The 21403-nt window shown below is 48.1% G+C and carries 17 protein-coding genes; 4 read left to right on the plus strand and 13 right to left on the minus strand.

The genetic code is table 11. The features are described 5' to 3' along the window. Window positions 1–24 precede the first annotated feature (24 nt). From addA to RB160_RS14540, 7 genes are all read right to left on the minus strand, one after another. Window positions 25–3804, minus strand: a complete 3780-nt coding sequence (addA, locus tag RB160_RS14510; protein WP_316571140.1) for a helicase-exonuclease AddAB subunit AddA — start codon at window positions 3802–3804, stop codon at window positions 25–27. Further along, window positions 3797–7294, minus strand: a complete 3498-nt coding sequence (gene addB, locus RB160_RS14515; protein WP_316571141.1) for a helicase-exonuclease AddAB subunit AddB — start codon at window positions 7292–7294, stop codon at window positions 3797–3799. The genes addA and addB overlap by 8 nt, the downstream gene beginning before the upstream one ends. 125 nt (window positions 7295–7419) lie before the next feature. Next, entirely contained in the window at window positions 7420–7971 is a 552-nt protein-coding gene (gene lepB / locus RB160_RS14520; protein ID WP_316571142.1) for a signal peptidase I, read from the minus strand. A gap of 22 nt (window positions 7972–7993) precedes the next feature. Continuing rightward, window positions 7994–8602, minus strand: coding sequence for a TVP38/TMEM64 family protein (locus RB160_RS14525; RefSeq protein WP_316571143.1), 609 nt, complete (start codon window positions 8600–8602; stop codon window positions 7994–7996). A gap of 76 nt (window positions 8603–8678) precedes the next feature. Continuing rightward, window positions 8679–9617 (minus strand): LCP family protein, encoded by a 939-nt coding sequence (locus RB160_RS14530; RefSeq protein ID WP_316571144.1) that lies wholly within the window; start codon window positions 9615–9617, stop codon window positions 8679–8681. Between the two features lie 215 nt (window positions 9618–9832). Then, complete coding sequence (locus RB160_RS14535) at window positions 9833–9994, minus strand: hypothetical protein (protein ID WP_316571145.1); 162 nt, start codon at window positions 9992–9994, stop codon at window positions 9833–9835. 704 nt (window positions 9995–10698) lie between these two features. After that, window positions 10699–12690: a S9 family peptidase gene (locus tag RB160_RS14540; RefSeq protein ID WP_316571146.1), complete on the minus strand. Its 1992-nt coding sequence runs from the start codon at window positions 12688–12690 to the stop codon at window positions 10699–10701. A 290-nt stretch (window positions 12691–12980) separates the two neighbouring features. Here RB160_RS14540 and RB160_RS14545 point away from each other — a divergent pair, with 290 nt between their 5' ends. Further along, complete coding sequence (locus tag RB160_RS14545; RefSeq protein WP_316571147.1) at window positions 12981–13364, plus strand: YhjD family protein; 384 nt, start codon at window positions 12981–12983, stop codon at window positions 13362–13364. Here the strand turns inward: RB160_RS14545 and RB160_RS14550 are convergent. Next, entirely contained in the window at window positions 13361–13933 is a 573-nt protein-coding gene (locus RB160_RS14550) for a competence protein ComK (RefSeq protein WP_316571148.1), read from the minus strand. The two genes, RB160_RS14545 and RB160_RS14550, sit on opposite strands and share 4 nt — an antisense overlap. Window positions 13934–14134: 201 nt before the next feature. On the opposite strand from RB160_RS14550, the gene RB160_RS14555 reads away from it, so the two are divergent. Continuing rightward, window positions 14135–14371, plus strand: a complete 237-nt coding sequence (locus RB160_RS14555) for an IDEAL domain-containing protein (protein ID WP_316571149.1) — start codon at window positions 14135–14137, stop codon at window positions 14369–14371. 67 nt (window positions 14372–14438) lie between these two features. On the opposite strand, the gene RB160_RS14560 is transcribed toward RB160_RS14555, so the two are convergent. The 5 genes from RB160_RS14560 to RB160_RS14580 form a co-directional block, all read right to left on the minus strand. Then, on the minus strand, window positions 14439–15107 hold the full coding sequence (locus RB160_RS14560; RefSeq protein WP_316571150.1) for an SOS response-associated peptidase: 669 nt from the start codon (window positions 15105–15107) through the stop codon (window positions 14439–14441). Between the two features lie 128 nt (window positions 15108–15235). After that, window positions 15236–16426 carry a M14 family metallopeptidase gene (locus RB160_RS14565; RefSeq protein ID WP_316571151.1) on the minus strand — a complete coding sequence of 397 codons (1191 nt, stop codon included), beginning with the start codon at window positions 16424–16426 and terminating at the stop codon, window positions 15236–15238. A gap of 170 nt (window positions 16427–16596) precedes the next feature. Continuing rightward, a complete protein-coding gene (locus RB160_RS14570; protein WP_316571152.1) occupies window positions 16597–17868 on the minus strand; it encodes a M48 family metallopeptidase in 1272 nt (423 codons plus the stop codon). 377 nt (window positions 17869–18245) lie between these two features. Beyond that, window positions 18246–18551 carry an AzlD domain-containing protein gene (locus RB160_RS14575; protein ID WP_316571153.1) on the minus strand — a complete coding sequence of 102 codons (306 nt, stop codon included), beginning with the start codon at window positions 18549–18551 and terminating at the stop codon, window positions 18246–18248. Then, window positions 18541–19275, minus strand: coding sequence for an AzlC family ABC transporter permease (locus tag RB160_RS14580; RefSeq protein ID WP_316571154.1), 735 nt, complete (start codon window positions 19273–19275; stop codon window positions 18541–18543). Before RB160_RS14580 ends, RB160_RS14575 begins: the two co-directional genes overlap by 11 nt. 179 nt (window positions 19276–19454) lie before the next feature. On the opposite strand from RB160_RS14580, the gene RB160_RS14585 reads away from it, so the two are divergent. Continuing rightward, window positions 19455–20303, plus strand: coding sequence for a MurR/RpiR family transcriptional regulator (locus RB160_RS14585; RefSeq protein WP_316571155.1), 849 nt, complete (start codon window positions 19455–19457; stop codon window positions 20301–20303). 209 nt (window positions 20304–20512) lie between these two features. Beyond that, complete coding sequence (gene murQ, locus RB160_RS14590) at window positions 20513–21397, plus strand: N-acetylmuramic acid 6-phosphate etherase (RefSeq protein WP_316571156.1); 885 nt, start codon at window positions 20513–20515, stop codon at window positions 21395–21397. The last annotated feature ends 6 nt before the right edge of the window (window positions 21398–21403 follow it).

Below are 21403 nucleotides of genomic sequence, written 5' to 3' on the forward strand. Positions count from 1 at the left end.
CAGTTGGAGGTTCATGTCATTTTTTTACACGTTTTCGTTATCCCTTTCAACCTTAAGGAGATGGGCGCCATCGAAGAAGAAAAGATAGCGCTCATCAACCCGCCGTTTCCAAATTTTTTCTAGTGCCCTTGTATACAAGTCAATTTGAAGACGGTAGCGGTCGGCAAGAATCGGTGCGGCACCTTGAAACCCGCTGTGGAAGCGGCCGGTGATCCTGTCAGACTTGAAATCGATCATGACTATTCCTTCGCTATCCTCGAATAGGCAATCAATGATTCCTTGGATATAAATCGGTTCATTTTCATCCTTCCAATCTGGGTAAACTTCTTTCGCTGCAATCGAAGCGGTAAACGGCACTTCCCGGTAGACCTTTTTTGCCGAAAGAAGCCTTTGACCAAGTTCGGATTCAAAGAATTTGACTATCAATGAGGGTTCGATAATCTCGCGCTGCTCTTCCGTCAACAACTCCGCCGCAACCATTTGGCTTGCCAGCAATGCAATTGAATCCTCGGTTATTGGCTGATCCAGCCTCACGTGCTGCATGATACTATGCAAGGCGGTTCCGCGTTCGGCGGCGCTCAATGATTTTTCCTGCATGAACCGCGGGCGGTCCAGGATTGTCTTTCTCGCCTTTTTTAGAAGGTCTGTTCCGCTTTGCTCATCCGCTAGTTCACGGTTCCGCTTCATTTCGGATACTGTTTGTTTTGCCCTGTGGGCAGCAGCATCCTGGAAGCGATATTCCCATATCAGCCTTTCCCTGACTTCCGTTTCACGGTTCGACGTTTCCGGTACCGGCTGAAGATCACGGACGCGCGCCAATAAACGATCCCCGTCCGGTTCACCCTGCTCATCGACACCTCTAATATCCTCGGCGTCAAGCAATGTTATTGTCCATCTCGAGCCATCGTGCGATATTGATTCCGGAACCCCCGGGCCCGTTTCCGAGAGGCGAAGCAAGCCGCCATCCCTGTGGCGCACAAGCGCCGGCCCAATCCAGTCAAAATACCCTTTCGCCGCTGCCCTGTCTGCATCTTCCAGGAGCCAATTCGGATAGGAAGCAATATCTTCCCACTGGCTTAATTTCTTTTCGGCGTCCTTCAGGGTGGCGAGCATGTACAGCTTTTCTTTTGCCCGGGTCATTGCGACATAAAGGACACGCATCTCCTCGGCGAGCATTTCCATCCTTTTCTTCCGTTTGAATGCAAGCTGCGGAAGAGAAGGATAGGCAATCCGCTTTTCGGGATTGATATATTTCGATGCAAACCCGAATTCCTTATCCAGCATATAGGAACTGCGAATGTCCATCATATTGAAGTTCCTGGCAAGGCCAGCAATGAACACAACCGGGAACTCAAGCCCTTTGCTTGAGTGGATGGTCATTATCCGGACAACATCTTCCTGTTCACCGAGCGCCCTTGCAGCGCCAAGGTCATCGCCCCGGTCCATCATCCGTTCAATGAAGCGGAGGAATCTGAACAATCCCCTGAACGAGGTTTCTTCATATTGCCTTCCCCTGTCATAAAGGGCGCGGAGATTGGCCTGGCGCTGCTTTCCCCCAGGCAGGCCACCGGCAAAATCATAAAATCCTGTATCCCGGTATAGCTGCCAGATAAGCTCAGACAGCGAACCCTGCCTTGCGAGTGATCTCCAGCCTTCCAACTGTTCGCTGAAACGGCAGATTTTTTCGTGGAGGCCTTCATGCTCCTCTGAAGGGTGTGTCGCGCAAAACGAGATCACACTGTCCCAGAAAGAGCCCCTTTTATCATGGATTTTTATAAATGCAAGTTCCGCTTCGTTCAACCCGATAATCGGAGACCTTAGGACTGCTGCGAGTGGAACATCCTGATACGGGTTGTCAATGACCCGGAGGAGGGACATCATGATCGCAACCTCGGTAGCCTGGAAGTAACCCGTTGACAGGTTGGCATAAATCGGAAGACCTTGCTGTTTAAATTCTTCCATGATTTGCGGTGCCCATGTCATTGAACGGAGCAGAATGACGATGTCCCGGTAGCGGATTGGCCTCGTTGTTTTTGTTTTTGCTTCATAGACCGGTTGCCCCGACGCAATCATTTCCTTTATCCTGGCTGCCATCGCCCTGGCTTCAAGCTGTGACTGCTCCAATTCTTCCGCCTCAAGAACCTCGCCCTCCAGCTCCGGCTCCTCTTCATCCCTGTCGCCGTTTGTCGCTCCCTGGTCTATGACCAGCACCTCGACAGGGAATGGTTCTTCCGGATACTCCGCTCCAAGCTTTAGCTCCGCATCTTCGCCATATTCAATTTCCCCTACTTTTACGCCCATGATTTGCCTGAACAAATAGTTGGTCGCATCAAGGACTTCCTGCCTGCTTCGGAAGTTTTTCGCCAAGTCGATCCTCAATCCGCCTGTCGCGCCATCCTTCGTAAAGCGGTTGTATTTTCCGAGGAACAAATTGGGCTCCGCCAGCCGGAAACGGTAAATTGATTGCTTTACGTCCCCGACCATGAACAGATTTCCGCTCTCGCCATGCCCTCCTGAAACAAGTTTCAAAATCGTTTCCTGGACCATGTTCGTATCCTGGTATTCATCCACCAGCACTTCACGGAACTGGTTCCGATAAGAAAGCGCCGCGGCGGAAGGAGCAAGCCGCTCTCCTTCCTCATCTCCCTGAGTGAGGATGTCCAGGCAATAATGCTCAAGATCGGAAAAATCGACGATGCCCCTATCTCTTTTCGCTGCTTCGAACCTTTCGGAAAATTTCCTGACTAGGCTGGTCAGTGTAGCGATGACCGGTTTCATTTCCTCCATATCCCGCAGGAAGCTTTCAGGCCTCCTTGAAAACAATTCATCCCTCAGTCCTGTCACCATTTTTTTGGCTTTATCTCGGAACTTTGCTGCCTTTTTCTTTAATTCTTCATCCGCGGTTCCCTTTTTGATTGGCTTAGCTTTTGAAAATTCCAACGTTTGCATCGCCGCATACAACGCTTCCCATGAATCGCTGACTGCAAGCAGTGAATCAATCAGCCGGATATCATCCGCCAATGCGTCCGCATAAGGCGCCGGACCGTCGGGAAGCATGGACACAGCCATCGCCTTTTCAGCAAATTGCCGTGCGCTTTTCAATTGGAGTTCAATATCGAATAGAAGCGCATCAATAAACGGCAGCTGCTCAACCTTCGAAATCTGCCCAGTGTCATACATGGAAACAATCCCATCCAGGTAACGGTCCGGATCCGGGTTCGAGCGTGCAAAATCGAAAATTGCTCCAACAATGTCCTGCAGGGCATCATCCGTCCTGTCAGAAGTAAAGGTATCGACGAGGCGGAAAAACGGCTCGTTATCCTTCGTCCCATATTCCTCTTCAAACAGGTCGTCTAGGACCTCATCGCGGAGAAGCTGTGCTTCCGTTTCATCCGCAATCCTGAAGCCGGGATCCACGTCAATCAGGTAATAAAATTTCCTCACCACATCAAGGCAAAAGGAGTGGAGGGTGGAAATCGAAGCCTTGTTCAGAAGGCTGAGCTGCCTGCGCAAATGCCTTGAATCCGGGCTTTCGTTAATGGCCTTTTCAAGCGCTTCCCCAATCCGGTGGCGCATTTCCGCAGCGGAGGCATTTGTAAACGTAACGACGAGGAGCTGGTCGACATCAACGGGATCTTCCGGAGATAGTATTTTTTGGATGATCCGTTCGACCAGGACGGCTGTCTTGCCGGAACCTGCTGCAGCGGCGACGAGGATATCGGTATCCTTCGCCTTGATTGCCCTCCACTGGTCGTTTGTCCATTTCAGGCCCGCTGGCATCGGCGGTATCGACACTTTACTCATGTTCCTTAACCTCCTTTCTGATCAGATCAAGCGCTTCTTTGTCATTTTGCGGAACGAGCCTGCGGTATTTACTTCCATCGATTGATTCGTCAAAATGGCAAACCGGCTTAAAAGAACAAAATGTACACGGATTTTTATCCTTCAGCCTATATGGATCAATCCCGACCTCCCCGCTAATAATCGCGTTGCCTGTATCCCGGTATACCTTCCGAACAAATTTTCGGAGGTCTTCAATATCATCGGCAGTCGCTGTTTTGGAGGCCTTTGTCAGGGTGCCGTCTTTTTTAAAGCCAGCGGAAATGATTTGCGATTCCCCGCTTTCAAGGCTCTTGTCCATCAGGCGGATCACTTCTTCGTCCTCAAGGATGAGGCCGCTCATCTTGAACTTCTTTAAAATTTCCTGTTCGATTTCCTCTTCGGACAGGCGCCGTGTCGTATTGACCATCGGATTGTGCACATGGAAGTAGAACACGCCAGCCGGGTCTGCTTCCTTTTCAACGAGCGTCGCCGAATTTGAAATAGCGATATCAAGATAAGTGAGTACCTGGAGGGCAATCCCGTAATAGACTTCTGACAGGTTAAGGCCCCTGCTGCTCGATTTATAATCGATGACCCTTAAATACAGTTCGCCATTCTTTCCTTCGCCGCTGTCAATTCGGTCGATTCTCCCGGCGAGCTCCATTTTGCTGCCATTCTTTAGATTGAATGCGAGCGGCGGCAGTTTCCCCCCACGCCCAAAACCAACCTCAAGGCCGATTGGCTCGAATTCGCTCAACTTTGAATGCTCGCTTAACACGACGGACGCCCTGGTAATGATTTGTTCTAGCTTCCTCTTAATGTAATGATGCCTTTCCGAACTGAGCAGGATTTCATTTTGAAGCCGTGGCGCAATCGCCGCAACGGCGCTTTTGGCAAGCTTTTCACATTGCTCGCGTGACAGGTCCGCCCAGGAGATGTTCTGCTCATTTACGGTATCGGCGATATACTTCAAGGCCGCGTGGAACAATTCGCCAATATCCGGGGCATCCAGCTTGTAGATCTGGCGGTCCCGCAGCTTCAGGCCATGCTGGATGTAGTGGGAGAATGGACAGCTATTGAACAGCTCCATCCTCGAAACGCTCCCCTGAATGTCCTCCCCATACAGTTCAACGGCAAGACTGGAAGGAAGCTTTACGGTCCTGTTCGTGTAGAAGAGGCTCGAAAGAACCAGCCGCGCCTTCTCCCTGAGGCCTGGGCTTACTGCAAAATAATTGTACACATCCCACCAGAATGTATAGATTGGATAGTTCCTTTGCTTCAGCTGCAGTTGGGACGTCAAATAGGCGAGCGCCGTTTCCTTGCTGCTGATAAACGCAAGCTGGTCTTCCTCGTTCTGGTCCGCGGGGTCTGCGGCTATCATCCATTTCTCGCTGCCAGGGAACAAATCTTCCATTCTTTTAATATAGGAAGATGGAATGAGTGACTTCCCCTCGGCATTGGCGAGCGGGTAGCTGATGTATAGTTTGTCAGCGGGGGTGACGAATGCCTTGTAGGCGATAAAATTTTCATCAAGAAGTCGCTCGGTGCTGCCTGGGCCAATCTTTACCCCGGCCAGCGCGAGCATTTCCCTGTCCGTATCCCCGAGAATGCCATCATCGGAGATTTTTGCCGGAAGGACTCCTTCATTCAAACCAAGCACAAATGCGACCTTTATTTCGGCGAGCCTCGATTTATCCAAATTCGCCACCATTACCTGGTCAATCGCCGGAGGGACAAGTGAAAATTCCAGCGACTCAAGGCCTGCATCGAGGATGGAAGCGAATTGGCGTGGCGTAACAGGCTCGTCGCCAAGCATTTCAACGTACTGGTCCAATAAATCGATTATGGCGTTCCACACCTGGTCGTGCTCCCGGCCTTTGATAAGGTTGCCCTCTTCTTCTGCCTCAGCCTTCCAGCCTTCCAGTTTTGCAGGGATATCGAGTTCTTCCAGGAGAAGATAGACAGCCTCGCACATTTTCCGGCCATTCGCAGCCCTTTTCAGCCTTCTTGACAGCCTCATAAGCGGAGTGGAGATGATTAGGCGGAGTTCGTTAAGCTCCTGCTCCATACGGATTTCTTCATTTGTCTGGACTGTTGAAGCAAAGTCCAGGCCACGGATCCTCCTGTATCTCCAGCGCTCCTTCCCGGTCCACTTTTTCCCCTGTATTCCGTGGGATAGAACATAATTTTCGAGCTTATCCATCTGCCTTCTCAGCCTGGCGACATTTCCGGCCGGCGGGAACAAAAGCTCCGTTTTTACCGCTCGGAATACCGCTTCATAGCCCCAATGGCCGTTGACAGTTTCAAGAGAAGAACGGATCAGCTCGACCAGCGGGTGGTTAAGCATCGTCCTCTTTTGGTCTATAAAATAAGGTATCTCGTAATCATAAAAGACCGGCTCAATTGTTTCATGGTAATCACGCCCATTGCGCAAAAGGAGCGCAATATCGCGGTAACGGTATCCTTCTTCCCTGACAAGCCTCCTGATTTCCCTTGCGATTCCTTCAACTTCAGCCCGACGGTTGACGGCCTGGATAATCGTTACTCCGGATTCCCCTTCGTACGGCTTTGCCGGCCTAGAGTCAAAATAGGCCTCCATATGCTGAAGCCCGCCATTTTCCCAGCGTTTTTGCTCTCCAAGGATAACCGGACCTTCCATTTCGATCTGCTCGTTTCGCGCGAGGTCAAAAAGGTTTTTGCACGTTTCACCGGACATCCTGAATAAATTCAGCTCATCCGGGGCCTTATCAGGGCACGGCCTGTCCAGTGTGAGGGTGACGGTTACCCTTTTGCACACCTTTAAAAGCTCCCCGATAATCCTGTATTCCTGAGGGGTGAAGCTGTAAAATCCATCAATGTATACTTCGGCGTCCTTCAAATACCGAGAACTTCCTGTTTTTTCGGCAAGAAGGCGGAAGTAGTCCTCTGAATCAATGTATTTTCCGGAGGTTGTATCTTCAAAGTGCTTATAAATGACTTCTAAATCGTGCATCTTGTCAGCGAGGGTTTTGTCCACCCTGCCTTCGCTTCCAATCCTCCCCCGGCTCTCGGCAAGCTTTTCCGGTTCAATACAATAACGCTTGAACTCAATGAGCATTTCCTCGACCTGCTGGATGAAGCCGTTCTTATCGGCCGCCCGCCTGAAGAGGCGAAGCTGGTCCTTCTGCTCTTCAATAATTTTTCTTATCAGCATATTCAAACCGACATTGCTCAAATGATACCTGCTTGAACCGCCTGTCTCTTGGAGGATCCGCCATGCAAGCCGTGTAAAGCTGTATACCTGTGCGCGGATCATCCCTCCGATCGTTTCATCGGTCGCCAGCCTGTATTCAGACAGGAATGTCATTTGTTCCGGTACGAGGTAGATAATCGCCGGGCCTTCAGGGCTTTCGGCAAGCCGGCTTTTTATTTCTTCAAGGCAAGTGAGCGTCTTACCGCTTCCGGCTCTTCCAATCAGCATTCTAAGAGACATCCAAGTCCCCTCCGTCCTTTTTCAGCATACTTCCATTTTAACACAAAATGGGCACAAATGTTTGCCCAGGAACTGCCATAGGAGGAGCGCTTTTTCATGCAAAAAACCCCGCTGCGCAGGGTTTTTTACAAAGAAACGGCTAAATCATTGATTGGCCAATATAAGAGGTTCACTTTCCCGACGACATTTTTTACAGGAATGAATCCAAAATGCCGGCTGTCCCAGCTTTCAAGCCGGTTGTCGCCCATGACGAACAATTTTCCTTCTGGAACTTTCATTTTTCCGGTAAGTTCCTTAAGGGTGAAGTCACCCGTCAGTATATCCCCGGGGACTTCCTTCCTGTACGGTTCCAGAAAAGGTTCATCGAATTCCTTCCCGTTGATGTAAAGCCGGTCCTCTTTGTATTCAATTATGTCCCCGGGCAGTCCAATGACGCGTTTCACATAGTCCTCACGGCTGTTTGCATGGAAGACAATCACATCGAACCTGTGCAGGGCCCCAAGCTGGTAGCCGATTTTATTCACGACAAGCTTATTTCCATCCTTCAGGGTCGGCATCATCGATTCCCCTTCCACCACATAATTGGCAAAGAAGAAAGACCGGATTAAAGCAAAGATAATGATGCCAACGAAGAAGGCTTTTGCCCACTCAATCGCTTCCTTTTTCCAACGTGCCAAAACGTACCGCCCCCGCAAAAATTCATTCGCGCTTTCTAGTTGCCATATTTATCCTTCGTTCAATCTGTTTGCCGGCAAGCCAGAGAATGAAGATGATGGCGGCTACAGCCAGCGTCCTGATAGGCTGGGTAAAGAGCGAACGGATATCGTAGCCAATGAAGCTTATAGTGAAGATCATTACCATCTTGCCCGCAAGGACCGCCAGCATATACTGCTTGATGCTTATTTTTGACAAGCCGGCAACGATGTTTACGACCGCGGAAGGAGTAAACGGGAAGCACAGCATAAGGAACAGCGGCCCGAATCCGTGGCGTTCCACCCAGTTCATTAGCTTCCTGACTGCGGGGTGCTTTTGCAAAAAGGCAAGAAAACGCCTTTGGCCAAAGCGCCGGAATAGGATAAAAACGAGCATGGCTCCCGTACATGCACCCACCCATGAATAAAGGAATCCAAACCAAAGGCCGAATGCGCTCGCATTTGCCATAACGAATAGGAACAATGGCAGGAATGGCAGGAACGCTTCAAGCATTGGCAAAATGATTCCAGGGATTGGACCGAAAGACCTGTACTCCCGGATCAGATCCATAATATTTTCCAGCGTAAACCATGATTTCAATACTTCGACATCCATTTGAAACTCCTTATATCCAGCTTCTTTTTTTATATCCCTTTTGTTTCTTTTTTAATCTTTTGGTGGCAAAATATCATCATTCTGTAATAAACCGGTGAAGCGCTTCGCGATTTTTTGGGACATCAACCAAAAGGACAGCCCCTTCCCCGCCAACTCGGGCATCCTTATAGCCGTTTTTAACAGGAATGCGGAAGGTATCGATATCCTCCTTCCCTTTCCCGAAAAAGCCTTTCGCCATGAACAGCATATCGCTCGTGTCCATGTTTGTATTGACAAACGGCACGACAATGCCGACTAGCTTCGGAAGCTTCGGAAGCATTTCGATGCTGGTCAATTCACTGGCAACCTTGCTGACTACCTTCTGCTGGCGTTCAACCCTGCCAAAATCCCCAACCGCATCGTGGCGGAAGCGGGCATAGCCAAGCAAATGCTTCCCATCCAGGCGCTGAAGCCCGGGCTCAAGCTTAACGCCAATGTATTCGCTCATCTTTTTCTCTACATCGATTTCAACCCCTTGGGGGAAGGCCTCGTCGATTACCTGTACAAAGCCCTGGAAATCAATGATCGCATAATATTGTATGTCCAGATCAAAGTTCTCTTTGATTGTTTTCCGTAAAAGCTCCGGGCCGCCTAAAGCGAACGCGGCGTTTATTTTGTGCTTCCCATGCCCCGGAATGTCCACATACGAATCGCGCATGATCGAGGTCAGTTTGTACGTACCCTTTCCTTGATTGTAGTGGGCAATCATGATTGAATCAGACCTAGAGTTCCTGCCGCCGTCCTTGTCAATGCCAAGGAGAAGGATATTGGTTCCGCCATATTGGTCCTTTTGGCCGGAGAAAGTATATTCTTGTTTTTTCTTGTCGCCGATGACTTTCTCGGATTGCTTAATGCCCTGCTTATATTGAAAATATGAATAAGCTCCTATGCATAAAATAAGGAGCGCAATGATGCCGAGAATCGGTTTCCAAACGCTTTTTTTCCTTCTGCGCTGTTGCCTTTGTTCGTATCTCATCCAGATCCCGTCCAATCCTATGAATTCGGTGTACAATGGCGCCGTTCCTTTTCAAAAAAATGCTGGATACGGTATGTTAGATGGATTTATCTTACCAATTTTTTTGCCGTAATCAAAATTTGATGATGAAAAAGGTCGAATATTCAGGAATGGCGCTGTGACCGGACTCGCTCACCTTGATTTCGACACGGATTTGTTTAAAACCTGGTTTGCTGTCAGAATCCCCACTCGATTCGGACACGCAACCCTTCAAAACGCGGTTCGCTGTCAGAATCCTTGCTTGATTTGGACACGTCACCGTTCAAAAACACGGCTTGGTTGTCGCGCAAATCCCCGTTTCGTGACAACTGAGGGCCAAAATCCGTTTTGGTTGTCACGCAAATCCCCGTTTCGTGACAACCGAGGGCCAAAATTTGGTTTGGTTGGCACGCAAATCCCCGTTTCGTGACAACCGAGGGCCAAAATCTCGTTTGGTTGTCACGCAAACTCTTGATTCGTGACAACCAAGGGTCAAAATCTGGTTTCGTTGTCACACAAGTCCCCGTTTCGTGACAACCAAGGGCCAAAATCTGAGTTGGTTGTCACGCAAATCCCCGTTTCGTGACAACCAAGGGCCAAAATCTGGTTTGGTTGTCACGCAAGTCCCCGTTTCGTGACAACCAAAGGCCAAAATCCAGTTTGGTTGTCACTCAAACTCTTGATTCGTGACAACCAAGGGCCCAAATCCTGTTTGGTTGTCACACAAATCCCCGTTTTGTGACAACCGAGGGCCCAAATCTAGGTTGGTTGTCACGCAAGTCCCCGTTTCGTGACAACCACGCGCCAAAATCCGGTTTGGTTGTCACACAACCCCTTGATTCGTGACAACCACGCGCCAAATCACGTTCACTGTCCGAATCCCCACTCGATTCGGACACGCAACCCTTAAAAACGCGGTTCGCTGTCAGAATCCTCGCTTGATTTGGACACGTCACCGTTCAAAATGGGGTTTGCTGTCAGAATCCTTTTTAGAATCAACAGAAAGCCGCCCGCGGATTGCGGACGGCTTTTCATAAAACTCATTTACTATCTAGATGCAAACTTATTTCAAATACTCATCGAACCAATCGACAATATAGTTCAAGCGGGCAATCCGCAGATTCGGCCTGCCGCTCCTTGAAAGCTCGTGGTTTTCCTCAGGGAAACGAATGAACTTCGTCTCCTTTTTCAGGCGCTTCAAGGCGATATACAGCTGTTCCGCCTGCTCAATCGGGCAGCGGTAATCCTTTTCACTGTGGAGGATCAACAGAGGAGTTTCAACATTTTCCACATAGGCGAGCGGTGAATGCTTCCAAAGCCTTTCAATATCCTCAAGGCCCGAGCCAATCTGCCATTCTGTGAAATAGTAGCCGATATCGCTGACACCATAGAAGCTGACCCAGTTGGAAATTGAGCGCTGGGTAACGGCCGCCTTGAAACGGTTCGTGTGCCCGACGATCCAGTTGGTCATGAAACCGCCATAGCTGCCGCCTGTTACGCCAAGTCGTTTTTCATCGATAAAATCATACGTTTCAAGCGCGTAATCAACAGCCCTCATCAAATCCCTGTAATCGCCGCCGCCATAATCGGAACGGACCGCATCTACAAACTCCTGCCCATAACCGTGGCTTCCACGCGGATTGATGTAAAGAACTGCATAACCCCTTGAGGAAAGGATTTGGAATTCATTCATGTACGTATTTCCGTACATGGTGTGCGGGCCTCCGTGGATTTCGAGGATGAGCGGATATTTCTTTCCTTCCTCGAATCCGGCAGGCTTCATGATCCAGCCATGAAGTTCAACGCCGTCTTCCGCTTCAAAGCTGATCGCTTCCGGCACGGAAAGGGTTCTGTCTTTCAAAAATTCTTCATTGATTGCGGTAAGCCTCGTCAGATCGCCGCTTGTAATCTCGAGCGTATACAGGTCGCCCGGTTCGTCCGGCCTGCTGATGGCAACCGCGGCGCGCTGGTTTTTGCCGTCAAGCGACATCCCATATACATACTGGTTGTCGAGAAGGGCTGGGTAAAGTTCCCCTTCCACGTTTCCGAAATAGACTACCGTGTTTCCAAGGTCGCTGACGATAAAATAAAAACTTTTGCTGTCATCCGCCCAGAGGATTCCCGGCGAAACCGTACCCTGAAGGAAATCGCCTCCGAGCACCGGAGCAATCGTCGCATCAAGATCCCCTGTTACGCAGGTAAAGGATTCCGATTCAACATCGTATAGCCAAACCCTCGACAATGTCGCATTTTTATACTCCATGTCATGGCCGGACAGTGCGATTGTCTTTCCATCCGGCGACCAGGAAGCATTTGAGAAGGAGAGTTCACCCGAATCGATTTTCTTAAGCTCGCCCGATTCCGTTTCGAGGAAGTAAAGGTCGAGCCTGAATGAGTTATCCTTATCTTCGCTGTAATCAGCGCCTACGGCAAGCCGCTTTCCATCAGGGGACCAGCAGAACAGATAATGGTCGTACGGCCCATCCGTCAGCTGGGTGACTTCGCCTGTTTCCACATCGACAGCTGCGATTTGCCGGTATTTCCCTTTCCAAAAACCTTCCCCATCCGATTTATATTTCATTTTAGTTACTTCAAGAGGCTCAAGCTTATTCTTGTCTTTCTCTTTCTTTTCTTCCTCTTTATCGGTCACCTTTTTCCCGTTTTCCACCGATGCCTGGAAAGCGATTCGCTTCCCGTCCGGCGACCATACAGGTGACCCCGCCCCGCTCGGAAGGTCTGTCAGCTGCTTCGCTTCCCCTCCGCCAGTACCGATGACGTAAATTTGGTTCTTACCGCTTCGGTTGGAAACGAACGCAAGCTGCGAGCCATCCGGGGACCACCGAGGGGAATGGTTTTTATTTTTTCCATAAGTCCATTGGGCCGGCTGTTTATCGCCGCTCGTATCCACAGTGAAAATATTTGAAAAGTAATCTCCCTTTTCCTCACAAATGCTTGTTTCCGTATAGGCGCAAACCTTACCATCAGGTGAAAGCCTCGGGTCTGCAAGTGATTTTAATTCATATAAATGCTCCGCTTTGATTCCTGTCTTGCCCATCAAATTCCCACCTTTTTATGTAGTAATTAAGTATTTCGATAACAGAAATACTTTTTCCTTCTTATTTTTTTAAAATAGAAAAATTCTTTGTCCTAAACAATAAAATGCCGGAATAAAAGGAATACTAATCCATTGGGAAGGCATGGAATTTTAAAAAGAAATGGATTTCCGGGACTGTTTCGGTTAAAAAAACCTGTGTCCTCTTCCTTGGCTATTGCGAATTGCAAACAGATTTTGTATGATATTTACGAACATGCGTTCTGTTCTATGATGAAGGGAGCCGGGGTAAGATGACAAGAATACCTGAAAAAGACCGGGATATTATGGAGCAGGCCATTTATCTTCCAATGGTGCTGACTGTCCTGAACCGGGATCTTTCCGTCATTCAAGCGAGCCCGTTCAAGCTGAGGAAACCCTACCTGGAATTGGTTGAGGAGACAATGAAGGCGGTCCAGAAGGAACTTGCGGAGGTGAAAGCGTATATGAAAGCCCATCAATTGAAAGTGACGGAAACGAAACGGGACGATGCTTTTACTATGTTCCTGTTCCTTTATAAAGGCTATGAGGAATATCATAACTACTTTAATCCGCGTATCCGGAACAAAGTCCAGGAACTGATGGAATATTATTTAATTGGCAGGCATCTGTCCCGTACTGGCGAATCCATCCACTAGCCCCTGGTCCGGTAATCAAAAAACTGTCCATATTCACGGTGCTGTTCAGACGCTTCCATCATTTTTGACTTTTGGAAATAGAAGGACTTTCTCTCCATATGTTCAATCCGCTGCATCAGCTTGGTCCTTAGCAACGCCGTACGAAGCAACTGATTTTCAAAGGAACTGTAGGAAACAGGAAACGGGTAGGAATGTTTATTTTGGAAAGTGACGAGTGTGTCTTCGGTGGATGTCCGGTTGTGGTGTAAAACATGTTCATGGGAAATCCAAATGCACTCTGGCCGGTTTGGCGAGGTGGTGGGGAAAAAATAGATGAAGTTCGTGGGGTCAATAGCAATGGGAACTTTATGGGTGATGCCGATGAGCTGCTTCGTCCCTTCTTTTCTCCCCTCAAAAGAACTTCCGAAATATTCACAGCTCTTTTTGATAATCTCGATCGGTTTGAAGGGTGAAAGGTACTCATCATTGACTTCAACTATTTGCGAGTAAACCTTCGTTCCATACACGAACGGCTTAATGAACATGGTGCATGGATTGATCTCATATTCTTCAATTTGCCTTTGCCTCATATCATCACTCCTATTTTAGTAAAATACGAAAATATCATACCATTATTCTTCCATAATTTCTCAATGTTATGAAAATGTTGCGAATTTATTCATAAATGCCTGCAAAAATTGGGTGAAAATTTATCAGAAAATTATAAAAACTAAGTTGATTTTAACCCCCGATGGCAATATAATTAAAAAAAGCAGCAGGGGGGATTAGAAATGAATGAGAAATCCTACACGGAGCTAATGAAAATTGGAGCCATGAAAAGGGAGAAGGCAAAACAATCGTCGCTTCAGGAATTGTACATTGAGATGCTGCTGAATGAAATCCAGTTGAACATTGAAAAAGAAAAATTGTTGCGAACAATCGATGAAGCACTTGATCAGGGCGACAAACCGGCATTTATGAAACTGACCCGTTCCTTGGCCAATTTAAAAAAGAGATATGGGGCTTAGCCCAAAAATCCGTCCCGGATGGGGGACGGATTTTTCATTGAATGGCTGGCTCCTGCGTTTTTCTTCATTATTTGCTATTGATTGGCGCGATGAGTCCCCTGTCTTCGTTCCTCGCTGAATTGACAAGTGTCGACACCTCATAGAAGTCCATTTTTTCGGAAGGATAGGGTTTTAAAAGAGACGTTAGCGCCATTGAATCGCTCACGGTCGGGTCAAGCCAGATATCCTGCTGTCCGGGGGTAAGAATGGCGGGCATCCGGTCATGGATTTCAGCCGTTTTTTCGTTCGCAGCCGTCGTTATAATCGTACAGGAAAAAATCGGCCTTTCCCCTTTATCCCATCGGTCGTATAGTCCGGCAAACACGAACGGGCTATTGTCTTTGTTAACGAACCGAAAAGGCCGCTTCATCTTTCCTTCCCTTTTCCATTCGAAGTAGCCGTCCGCGGGAATAAGGCACCGCTTTGATTTTAAAGGCTGCCTGAAGCTGGCTTTTTCATGTACCGTCTCTGCGCGGGCGTTGATCATTTTGTAGCCGATTTTTTCATTGTCAGCCCAAAAAGGAATCAGCCCCCAGCGCAGCTCTCCTCCAACTCGCTTTCCCCCATAGGAGGCAATCGCCAGGATATCCGTTCCCGGGGCAATATTATAGCGGGCTTCGTACTCACCTTCAAATTCAAATTGATACTGCCGCATCAAAGCATAAACATCGGTAATAAGTGAAAATCTTCCGCACATGGCAATCCGCCTCCGTTCATGTTGCCAAAATTTTAGCATGAACAGACAGCAAAGGGAACAATCCGCTGCTAAGCTTCCTCAATGTTCCTAGTGAGCAGATAAATTTTATACGTTCATATCTTTTAAAATCAGCTATATAGGCCCGCCAAAAAAATGCCAAGTGCTTCCTGATAGATTTGGTCAAATTGGGAAATCGGCAGCGGGTTGGTCCCCCTCCCCAATTCAACTGTAAAGCCAGGTCTACGCCAATCCTGGATAAACCAATCCTTGTATCCCGCATAGCTTTCGATTGTCTTGACCGGTTCATAGCCGCTTACCCTGCCAAATTCCGTTGCAAGTGCAGCCGATTCGGGTGGTTCAAGATTTTCAAATCCCCAATAGATAACCTGGCCTTGGGTATGAAAGGCAAGGACTCTGGAAAAATCCCGCCTTCTCGTTAAATTGGCCATGGCAATGGCTTCAGGCTCGGACAAAGGACTTTCCCCTCCATAATCCCGGGGTCCCGGCACTTTGGGGTTTCGTGCCCGTTCAAGCTCCCATCTTGCAGGAAACTGGTCGTTAAGGTCGACTCCCCGGATATTGGCCTTCCAACCTGAAAAATCAGTGCTGCCCCTGTTCCAGGCAATTACCCTGCTCCTCCATGGGTCGTTTGGAGGCAGCCCGTTTATGACCAAATGCACTCCGTCCGGATTCACCATGGGAACAATGGATAGGGTCGATTGCCTGTATAAAGGCAAAGCCGCCCTTCCCCTAATGCCTGTTTGGTTGGTTAATGCTAAAAGATAATCATTCAGGAACGTCATCAGGACCGGGGTGGTAATCCATTCATTCGCATGAAAGGAACCATTATAGTGAACCCTTTTTCCTCCCGTGCCGACAAGGACTTCAGGAATATTCCTTCCCACCACGCTATTTCCGATTGACTCTACTTGGAGGAAAGGATACACATTCTGCAGCCTGCCTAAATCGTTCACCGTTGCCCTGTGGTCATAATTCCGCCGCCCTTGGACGAGCCTCCAGGTTATTCGAGTAGGGAGGCGAATCATTTGCCCAATGCGAATTCGATGTGGGTCGATCCCGGTATTCGCCAAAAGAAGCGCATCAAGCTGAAGATTCCGGCTTCTTGCAATCGCCCATAATGTATCTCCCGCTCTTATTTGATAGCCGGTTGCGACAAATCCTGGGATTTGAACCCTTTGGCCAATCGAAAGCGCCGATGGATTAACATTCCGGTTTGAATCAGTTATCAGCTGGAGGGGAATTTTATATAGCTGGCTGTAATACCAGAAAGAATCCCCTCTCCTTACAGTAACCTCCACCCACCTCACCACCCGAAAAGAAATCTATTCACGAAACTATATGAGGTATGAAGGGCATTTATCCCACGGGTTCGGTAACCCACTATCTCACGGCAAAAAAAGAGCCGGAAACCCGGCTCTTATTCATTATTCTATTTCACCGAATGCTTAATCCTCTTTCATGGGAATCCTTAATCCTCGCGGTGCTTCAATTCATACTCCTCTAGCATGGATATCCTTTCCAGCATGGTAGGATGGCCGTATCGGAACATTTTTACAAGGAAAGGAGGATTCACCTGGCTCAACCCGGCCTTGGTCAATTGCTGAAAGCTGCCTATTCCTGCGCGCGGATCTTTTGTCATATTAATCGCATACGTATCGGCTCTTGCTTCCTGGTAGCGGGAAACCACGTTCGAAAATGGGCTTGAGATGAACATAAGCATTGATAGCAGCAGCAAAATGAGCGGGAGGCTCCGGTAATCCGAAGCGGAAGGAATTTTTGCCTCCCTCCCCCATTTGGCCAATACCTGTTGCATAAGTGTATGGACTAAATAAAGGCCAAGGAGCGACAACAGCAAATATCCCGCAATCCCGATGTACAAATGCTTTTCCACATAATGTCCCATTTCATGCGCCATGATGAACAGGATTTGGTCATCTGTGAGTTTATTCAGTGTGGTATCCCAAAGGACGATTCGGGAATTGGATCCAATTCCGGTCACATAAGCATTCATGGCATTTGTCTTCTCGGCCATATTGACTTCGTAAACATGCTCGGCAGGGATATGGGCTTTGGCGGCAAAATCCAGGATTTTCGCTTCAAGCTCTTTATCTTTTAATGGGTAAAAATCATTGTAAAGCGGATCGATGATAACTGGCTGGACGAACATCATGAACAGCGTGAACGGGACCGAAAGCAGCCAGGCGAATACCCACCAGCGTTTCGGGCTCTTTTTTAAAAGGAAGTACAAAACAGGCACGATAATGAGCAGCATGCCGTAATTAATCCAGAAATCAATCAGTTCATCCTTCATCCAGGATGGGAATGTTTGGGTCGATATATTATACGTTTTGGACAGGGAATAGCTGATATAGCTGAGTGGAAGAACGGCCAGGTAACCCACAAACGAAAGCCAGAACAAATAAATCGGCAGCCTGAGGAATTTCCGCTTTGTCGCGTCTTCCGCCCATCGTTTAAAGCAATTGTTGAGCCCTGTAAGCAAAATGAGAATATAAAACAGCCATTCCCACGGAGATGACAGAAAAAACATCAAATTTCTTATTTTCGAGTATTCTTCGGTAAGCACAAGCTCCCTTCCATTCATGAATGTGACGGGGTCTGCGCTCGTCCCCTGGTATTCAAACGGCAGGGAGGAACTTGAGAAATGGAAAAGGTACCAATAAAAGAAAAGCCCGTAAAGCACAAAAGCCAGGATTGAGAAGACCCCCATCTTCCTTGCCATAAATTGTCCTCCTTTTTGTAAAGCCTGTCTCTTATTAGTGTAGTAAAAAAGGATGTGTTTAGAACAGTTTGTCCTTGTTTTAAAAGGATTTCCTGTAACTTCTTTTTTGAAAAGGCTGTTGATTAGAACGAAGGGCGCACGCTTTCCGCGGGGCGTCATTGGAGCCTCCTCGGCGCTCGCGCCTGTGGGGTCTCCAACTTGCCGCTTCATCCCGCTGGACACTGAATGTCTTCCTCGAATTTCCCCACGCACGAAGGAAACGCGGTAGCGTTTTCGAGGAGTCGGCACCCTCCGCTTCAATCAACGTATTCAAAACAACAATGCCCTTTCACAAAACCATTCAAAAGAAAAACCGGCCCGTTTGGAACCGGCGTTTGTTATAGTATTCCCGAAAAGACGGTTAAAACGGCAATCGAGCCGAGGACGACGACAATGACATTCGCGCCAAGAAAGGCGGCAATGAAAGCGGCAGCCGCGCCAATCAGCCCGTATCGTATGTCTTCGTGTATGAAAAGAATCCCCGGAAAGATAAGTGCGCCAAGCGTGGCGAATGGAACATTTTTCAAAACACCCTGCAAAAAAGGCGGCATTTCCTTCCCTTTAAAAAGGACAAACGGGAGCATTCGTGGAAGATACGTAACAATCCCCATACCGATGATCATCCAGACAATTTCACTCTTCATGGCCTGGCACCTTCCTTCCCCTCAGGTAAACAACTGTTTCAGCAATGATTGCGGCCAAAAGGGTTGCCGCGACAATCGCCCAGCCCGGTTCAAGAATGTTCCCCATCGTAAAAATCGTATTGAAACAAGCTGCCATCACTGCAAGGAAAATGGCTTTCACGCTTTTTTTCATAGAAGGAACGAGCAGCCCGATGAACATGGCGTACAGCGCGACAGCCATGCTCTCTTGCAATGTTTTCGGAAGGTTCGCGCCAATCAAATGGCCGACTCCGGAAAAAACGACCCAGCTCGCGTAGGAAATGAGCACGAGGCCGAACATATACCCTTTTCGGATCTCGCCTTCCTTCGTCGCCGCGACCGAAAAGGTTTCATCGGTCAAGCCGAATGAATAAACAGCTTTTGCGGCGATATCCCCTTCCGGAGTTTTCTCGTTCAGTGAAGTAGCCATCAGGAAATGCCTGATATTGACGATGAAGGTTGTCAGGACGATTTCAAACATGCCCGTCCCAATCGTAAGCAGGCTCAATGAAATATACTGGGAAGCCCCCGCGAACACGACAAGGCTCATCAAAAAGGTTTCCCCGATTGACAGACCGGCAGTTTTAGCCAAAAGCCCAAATGTCAGGGCTATCGGAAAGTAGCCGATTGCGATGCTGACCCCGGCCTGTGAGCCGGCTTTAAAGTCGGTGGCGGGAGACATTCTCCCTGCCGTTGTTTCCGCCATTTCCAATCCCCCGTTTCCTTTTATGTATGGGTACCTATTATAAAGATACATTTTATCAAATTTTCAGGAAATGAGTAGCCCGAAATTTTTACTGGAAGGGTCATCCCCCGAGATTATTGCGCCAAGACACTTTTCGCCCTATGATGGTAATAGCTAATTAAACTTGGGAGCTGGATATTGTGAATACTCTGCTGGCTAGGATAGAAAGGGAACTGGAAAAGTTATCGGAAGCCGAGGGGATAATCGGCAAATATATTATCGAACATCCCGAATTTATCCCGAACATGACTACAAAGGATTTATCTCAAAAGACCGGGGTCAGTGAATCGAGTGTCGTCCGGTTTTGCAAGTCCATCGGAATTGGGAGCTTTAAAGCATTCAAGCTGGAACTGGCGAAACACAATGCACTGTCCGGTACGGGCCTGACCGATTTTTCGATTCTTCAGCATAAGGACTCTCCCTATGATTTGTTCCATAGAATCACGTACACTAATAAAACGGCAATCGAATCGTCCCTCTCCTCCCTGGACAGGAAGGAGCTGGAGCGGGCTGTCGAAGTAATGTCCAACGCGTCAAAACTGGTTTTCTTCGGAGTAGGAGGGTCGGCAACCGCTGCCCTTGACGCACACTATAAATTCACCAAACTGGGATACCATTCGGTCATGGCGCATGATTTCCATTACCTGCTTTCCCTCATTCCCTACCTGTCCACGAATGACATCTTCATGGCTATCTCAATGTCCGGAAAAACAAAGGATGTCCTGGAGCTTGCCGAATTCGCCAAAAAGAAGGGTGCCATTGTCATCGCACTTACAAATCTGGATAAATCCCCTTTATATAAAATGGCAGATATTCGGCTCTGTACTCCCGCGGTTGAACAGGATTTCCGAATCGGGACCATTTCTTCAAGGATGACACAGCTAAATATTATCGATGCACTTTACTTAAGTGTATTTAACCTTGTCGGCGAAAAAGTTGTTGAACGCTACCACGAGGCGCGGGACGAGGTTATAAAGCTAAGGCGCTGAACCTTGCATGGTGCAGCATTTACTCCTTCTTTTTTAAAAATAAAGGATATAAAAAAAAGGCGTTTGTCATATATAATGGCAAGCGCCTCTTATATTTTAAAAATTTAATTAATTGAAATTGCCATTCACTAAAACAATAAATAATATTGACTTTAAATTTCACTGGCATAGAATAGAGTTGTAAGGATTAATAAAAGAAGGATGATTCTATGCTTGACAAACTAACAACGGAAAAAAGGAACGACAAGACAATGGACCTCGACCTCATGTCGGTAAAGGAAATCCTTGAAACAATGAACAAGGAAGACCTCACCGTTCCCCAATCTGTGGCAAGCGAGATTCCCCGGATTGAAGAGGCTGTCCAGAAGACCATTTCTTCCTTCCGAAAAGGCGGCCGCCTGATATACTTGGGTGCTGGGACAAGCGGGAGGCTTGGAGTGCTTGACGCCGTTGAATGCGTTCCAACATTCGGATCCCCGCCGGAAATGGTCCAGGGTTTTATTGCGGGCGGAATGAAAGCGTTCACAAAGGCTGTCGAAGGTGCAGAGGACGATGAGAAGTTGGGTGTCGAGGATTTGGACAACATTTCGGTCAACGAAAATGACACGGTCATTGGCATTGCCGCTAGCGGCAGGACGCCTTATGTTATTGGCGCGTTGAAGCATGCCAATACAAAAGGGGCGACAACCGTAACCCTCAGCTGCAACAAAAATAGTGAAATCAGCAAGTATGCCGATATCGCCATCGAGGTTGAAACTGGGCCCGAAGTACTGACCGGCTCGACTAGGCTAAAGGCCGGGACCGCGCAAAAGTTGGTCCTGAATATGATTTCTACCGCTTCAATGATTGGTATTGGCAAGGTGTACAAAAACCTTATGGTTGATGTCCAGCCAACGAACAAAAAATTGGTTGAACGCTCGAAGCGGATCATTATGCAAGCTACTGAAACAGATTATGAAACCGCTGCCAAATTTTACGAAAAAGCCAACGAAAACGTAAAGGCGGCAATCGTGATGATTCTTCTAGGCTGCTCCTATGAGGAAGCCACGGAGAAGCTTGACCAGTCCAACGGTTTTATTAGAAAGACAAAATAGGAGGAG

This window comes from Neobacillus sp. YIM B06451 (genome assembly GCF_032667185.1).
Taxonomy (GTDB): domain Bacteria; phylum Bacillota; class Bacilli; order Bacillales; family Cytobacillaceae; genus Bacillus_D.

Bases quoted from the DNA above. Each gene is read 5' to 3' on its own strand.
- RB160_RS14540 (WP_316571146.1), bottom strand. From the start codon at position 12,690: ATGGGCAAGACAGGAATCAAAGCGGAGCATTTATATGAATTAAAATCA.
- RB160_RS14555 (WP_316571149.1), top strand. From the start codon at position 14,135: ATGAATGAGAAATCCTACACGGAGCTAATGAAAATTGGAGCCATGAAA.
- RB160_RS14530 (WP_316571144.1), bottom strand. From the start codon at position 9,617: ATGAGATACGAACAAAGGCAACAGCGCAGAAGGAAAAAAAGCGTTTGG.
- addB (WP_316571141.1), bottom strand. From the start codon at position 7,294: ATGTCTCTTAGAATGCTGATTGGAAGAGCCGGAAGCGGTAAGACGCTC.
- RB160_RS14545 (WP_316571147.1), top strand. From the start codon at position 12,981: ATGACAAGAATACCTGAAAAAGACCGGGATATTATGGAGCAGGCCATT.
- RB160_RS14580 (WP_316571154.1), bottom strand. From the start codon at position 19,275: ATGGCGGAAACAACGGCAGGGAGAATGTCTCCCGCCACCGACTTTAAA.
- RB160_RS14550 (WP_316571148.1), bottom strand. From the start codon at position 13,933: ATGAGGCAAAGGCAAATTGAAGAATATGAGATCAATCCATGCACCATG.
- murQ (WP_316571156.1), top strand. From the start codon at position 20,513: ATGCTTGACAAACTAACAACGGAAAAAAGGAACGACAAGACAATGGAC.
- RB160_RS14575 (WP_316571153.1), bottom strand. From the start codon at position 18,551: ATGAAGAGTGAAATTGTCTGGATGATCATCGGTATGGGGATTGTTACG.
- addA (WP_316571140.1), bottom strand. From the start codon at position 3,804: ATGAGTAAAGTGTCGATACCGCCGATGCCAGCGGGCCTGAAATGGACA.
- RB160_RS14525 (WP_316571143.1), bottom strand. From the start codon at position 8,602: ATGGATGTCGAAGTATTGAAATCATGGTTTACGCTGGAAAATATTATG.
- RB160_RS14560 (WP_316571150.1), bottom strand. From the start codon at position 15,107: ATGTGCGGAAGATTTTCACTTATTACCGATGTTTATGCTTTGATGCGG.
- RB160_RS14570 (WP_316571152.1), bottom strand. From the start codon at position 17,868: ATGGCAAGGAAGATGGGGGTCTTCTCAATCCTGGCTTTTGTGCTTTAC.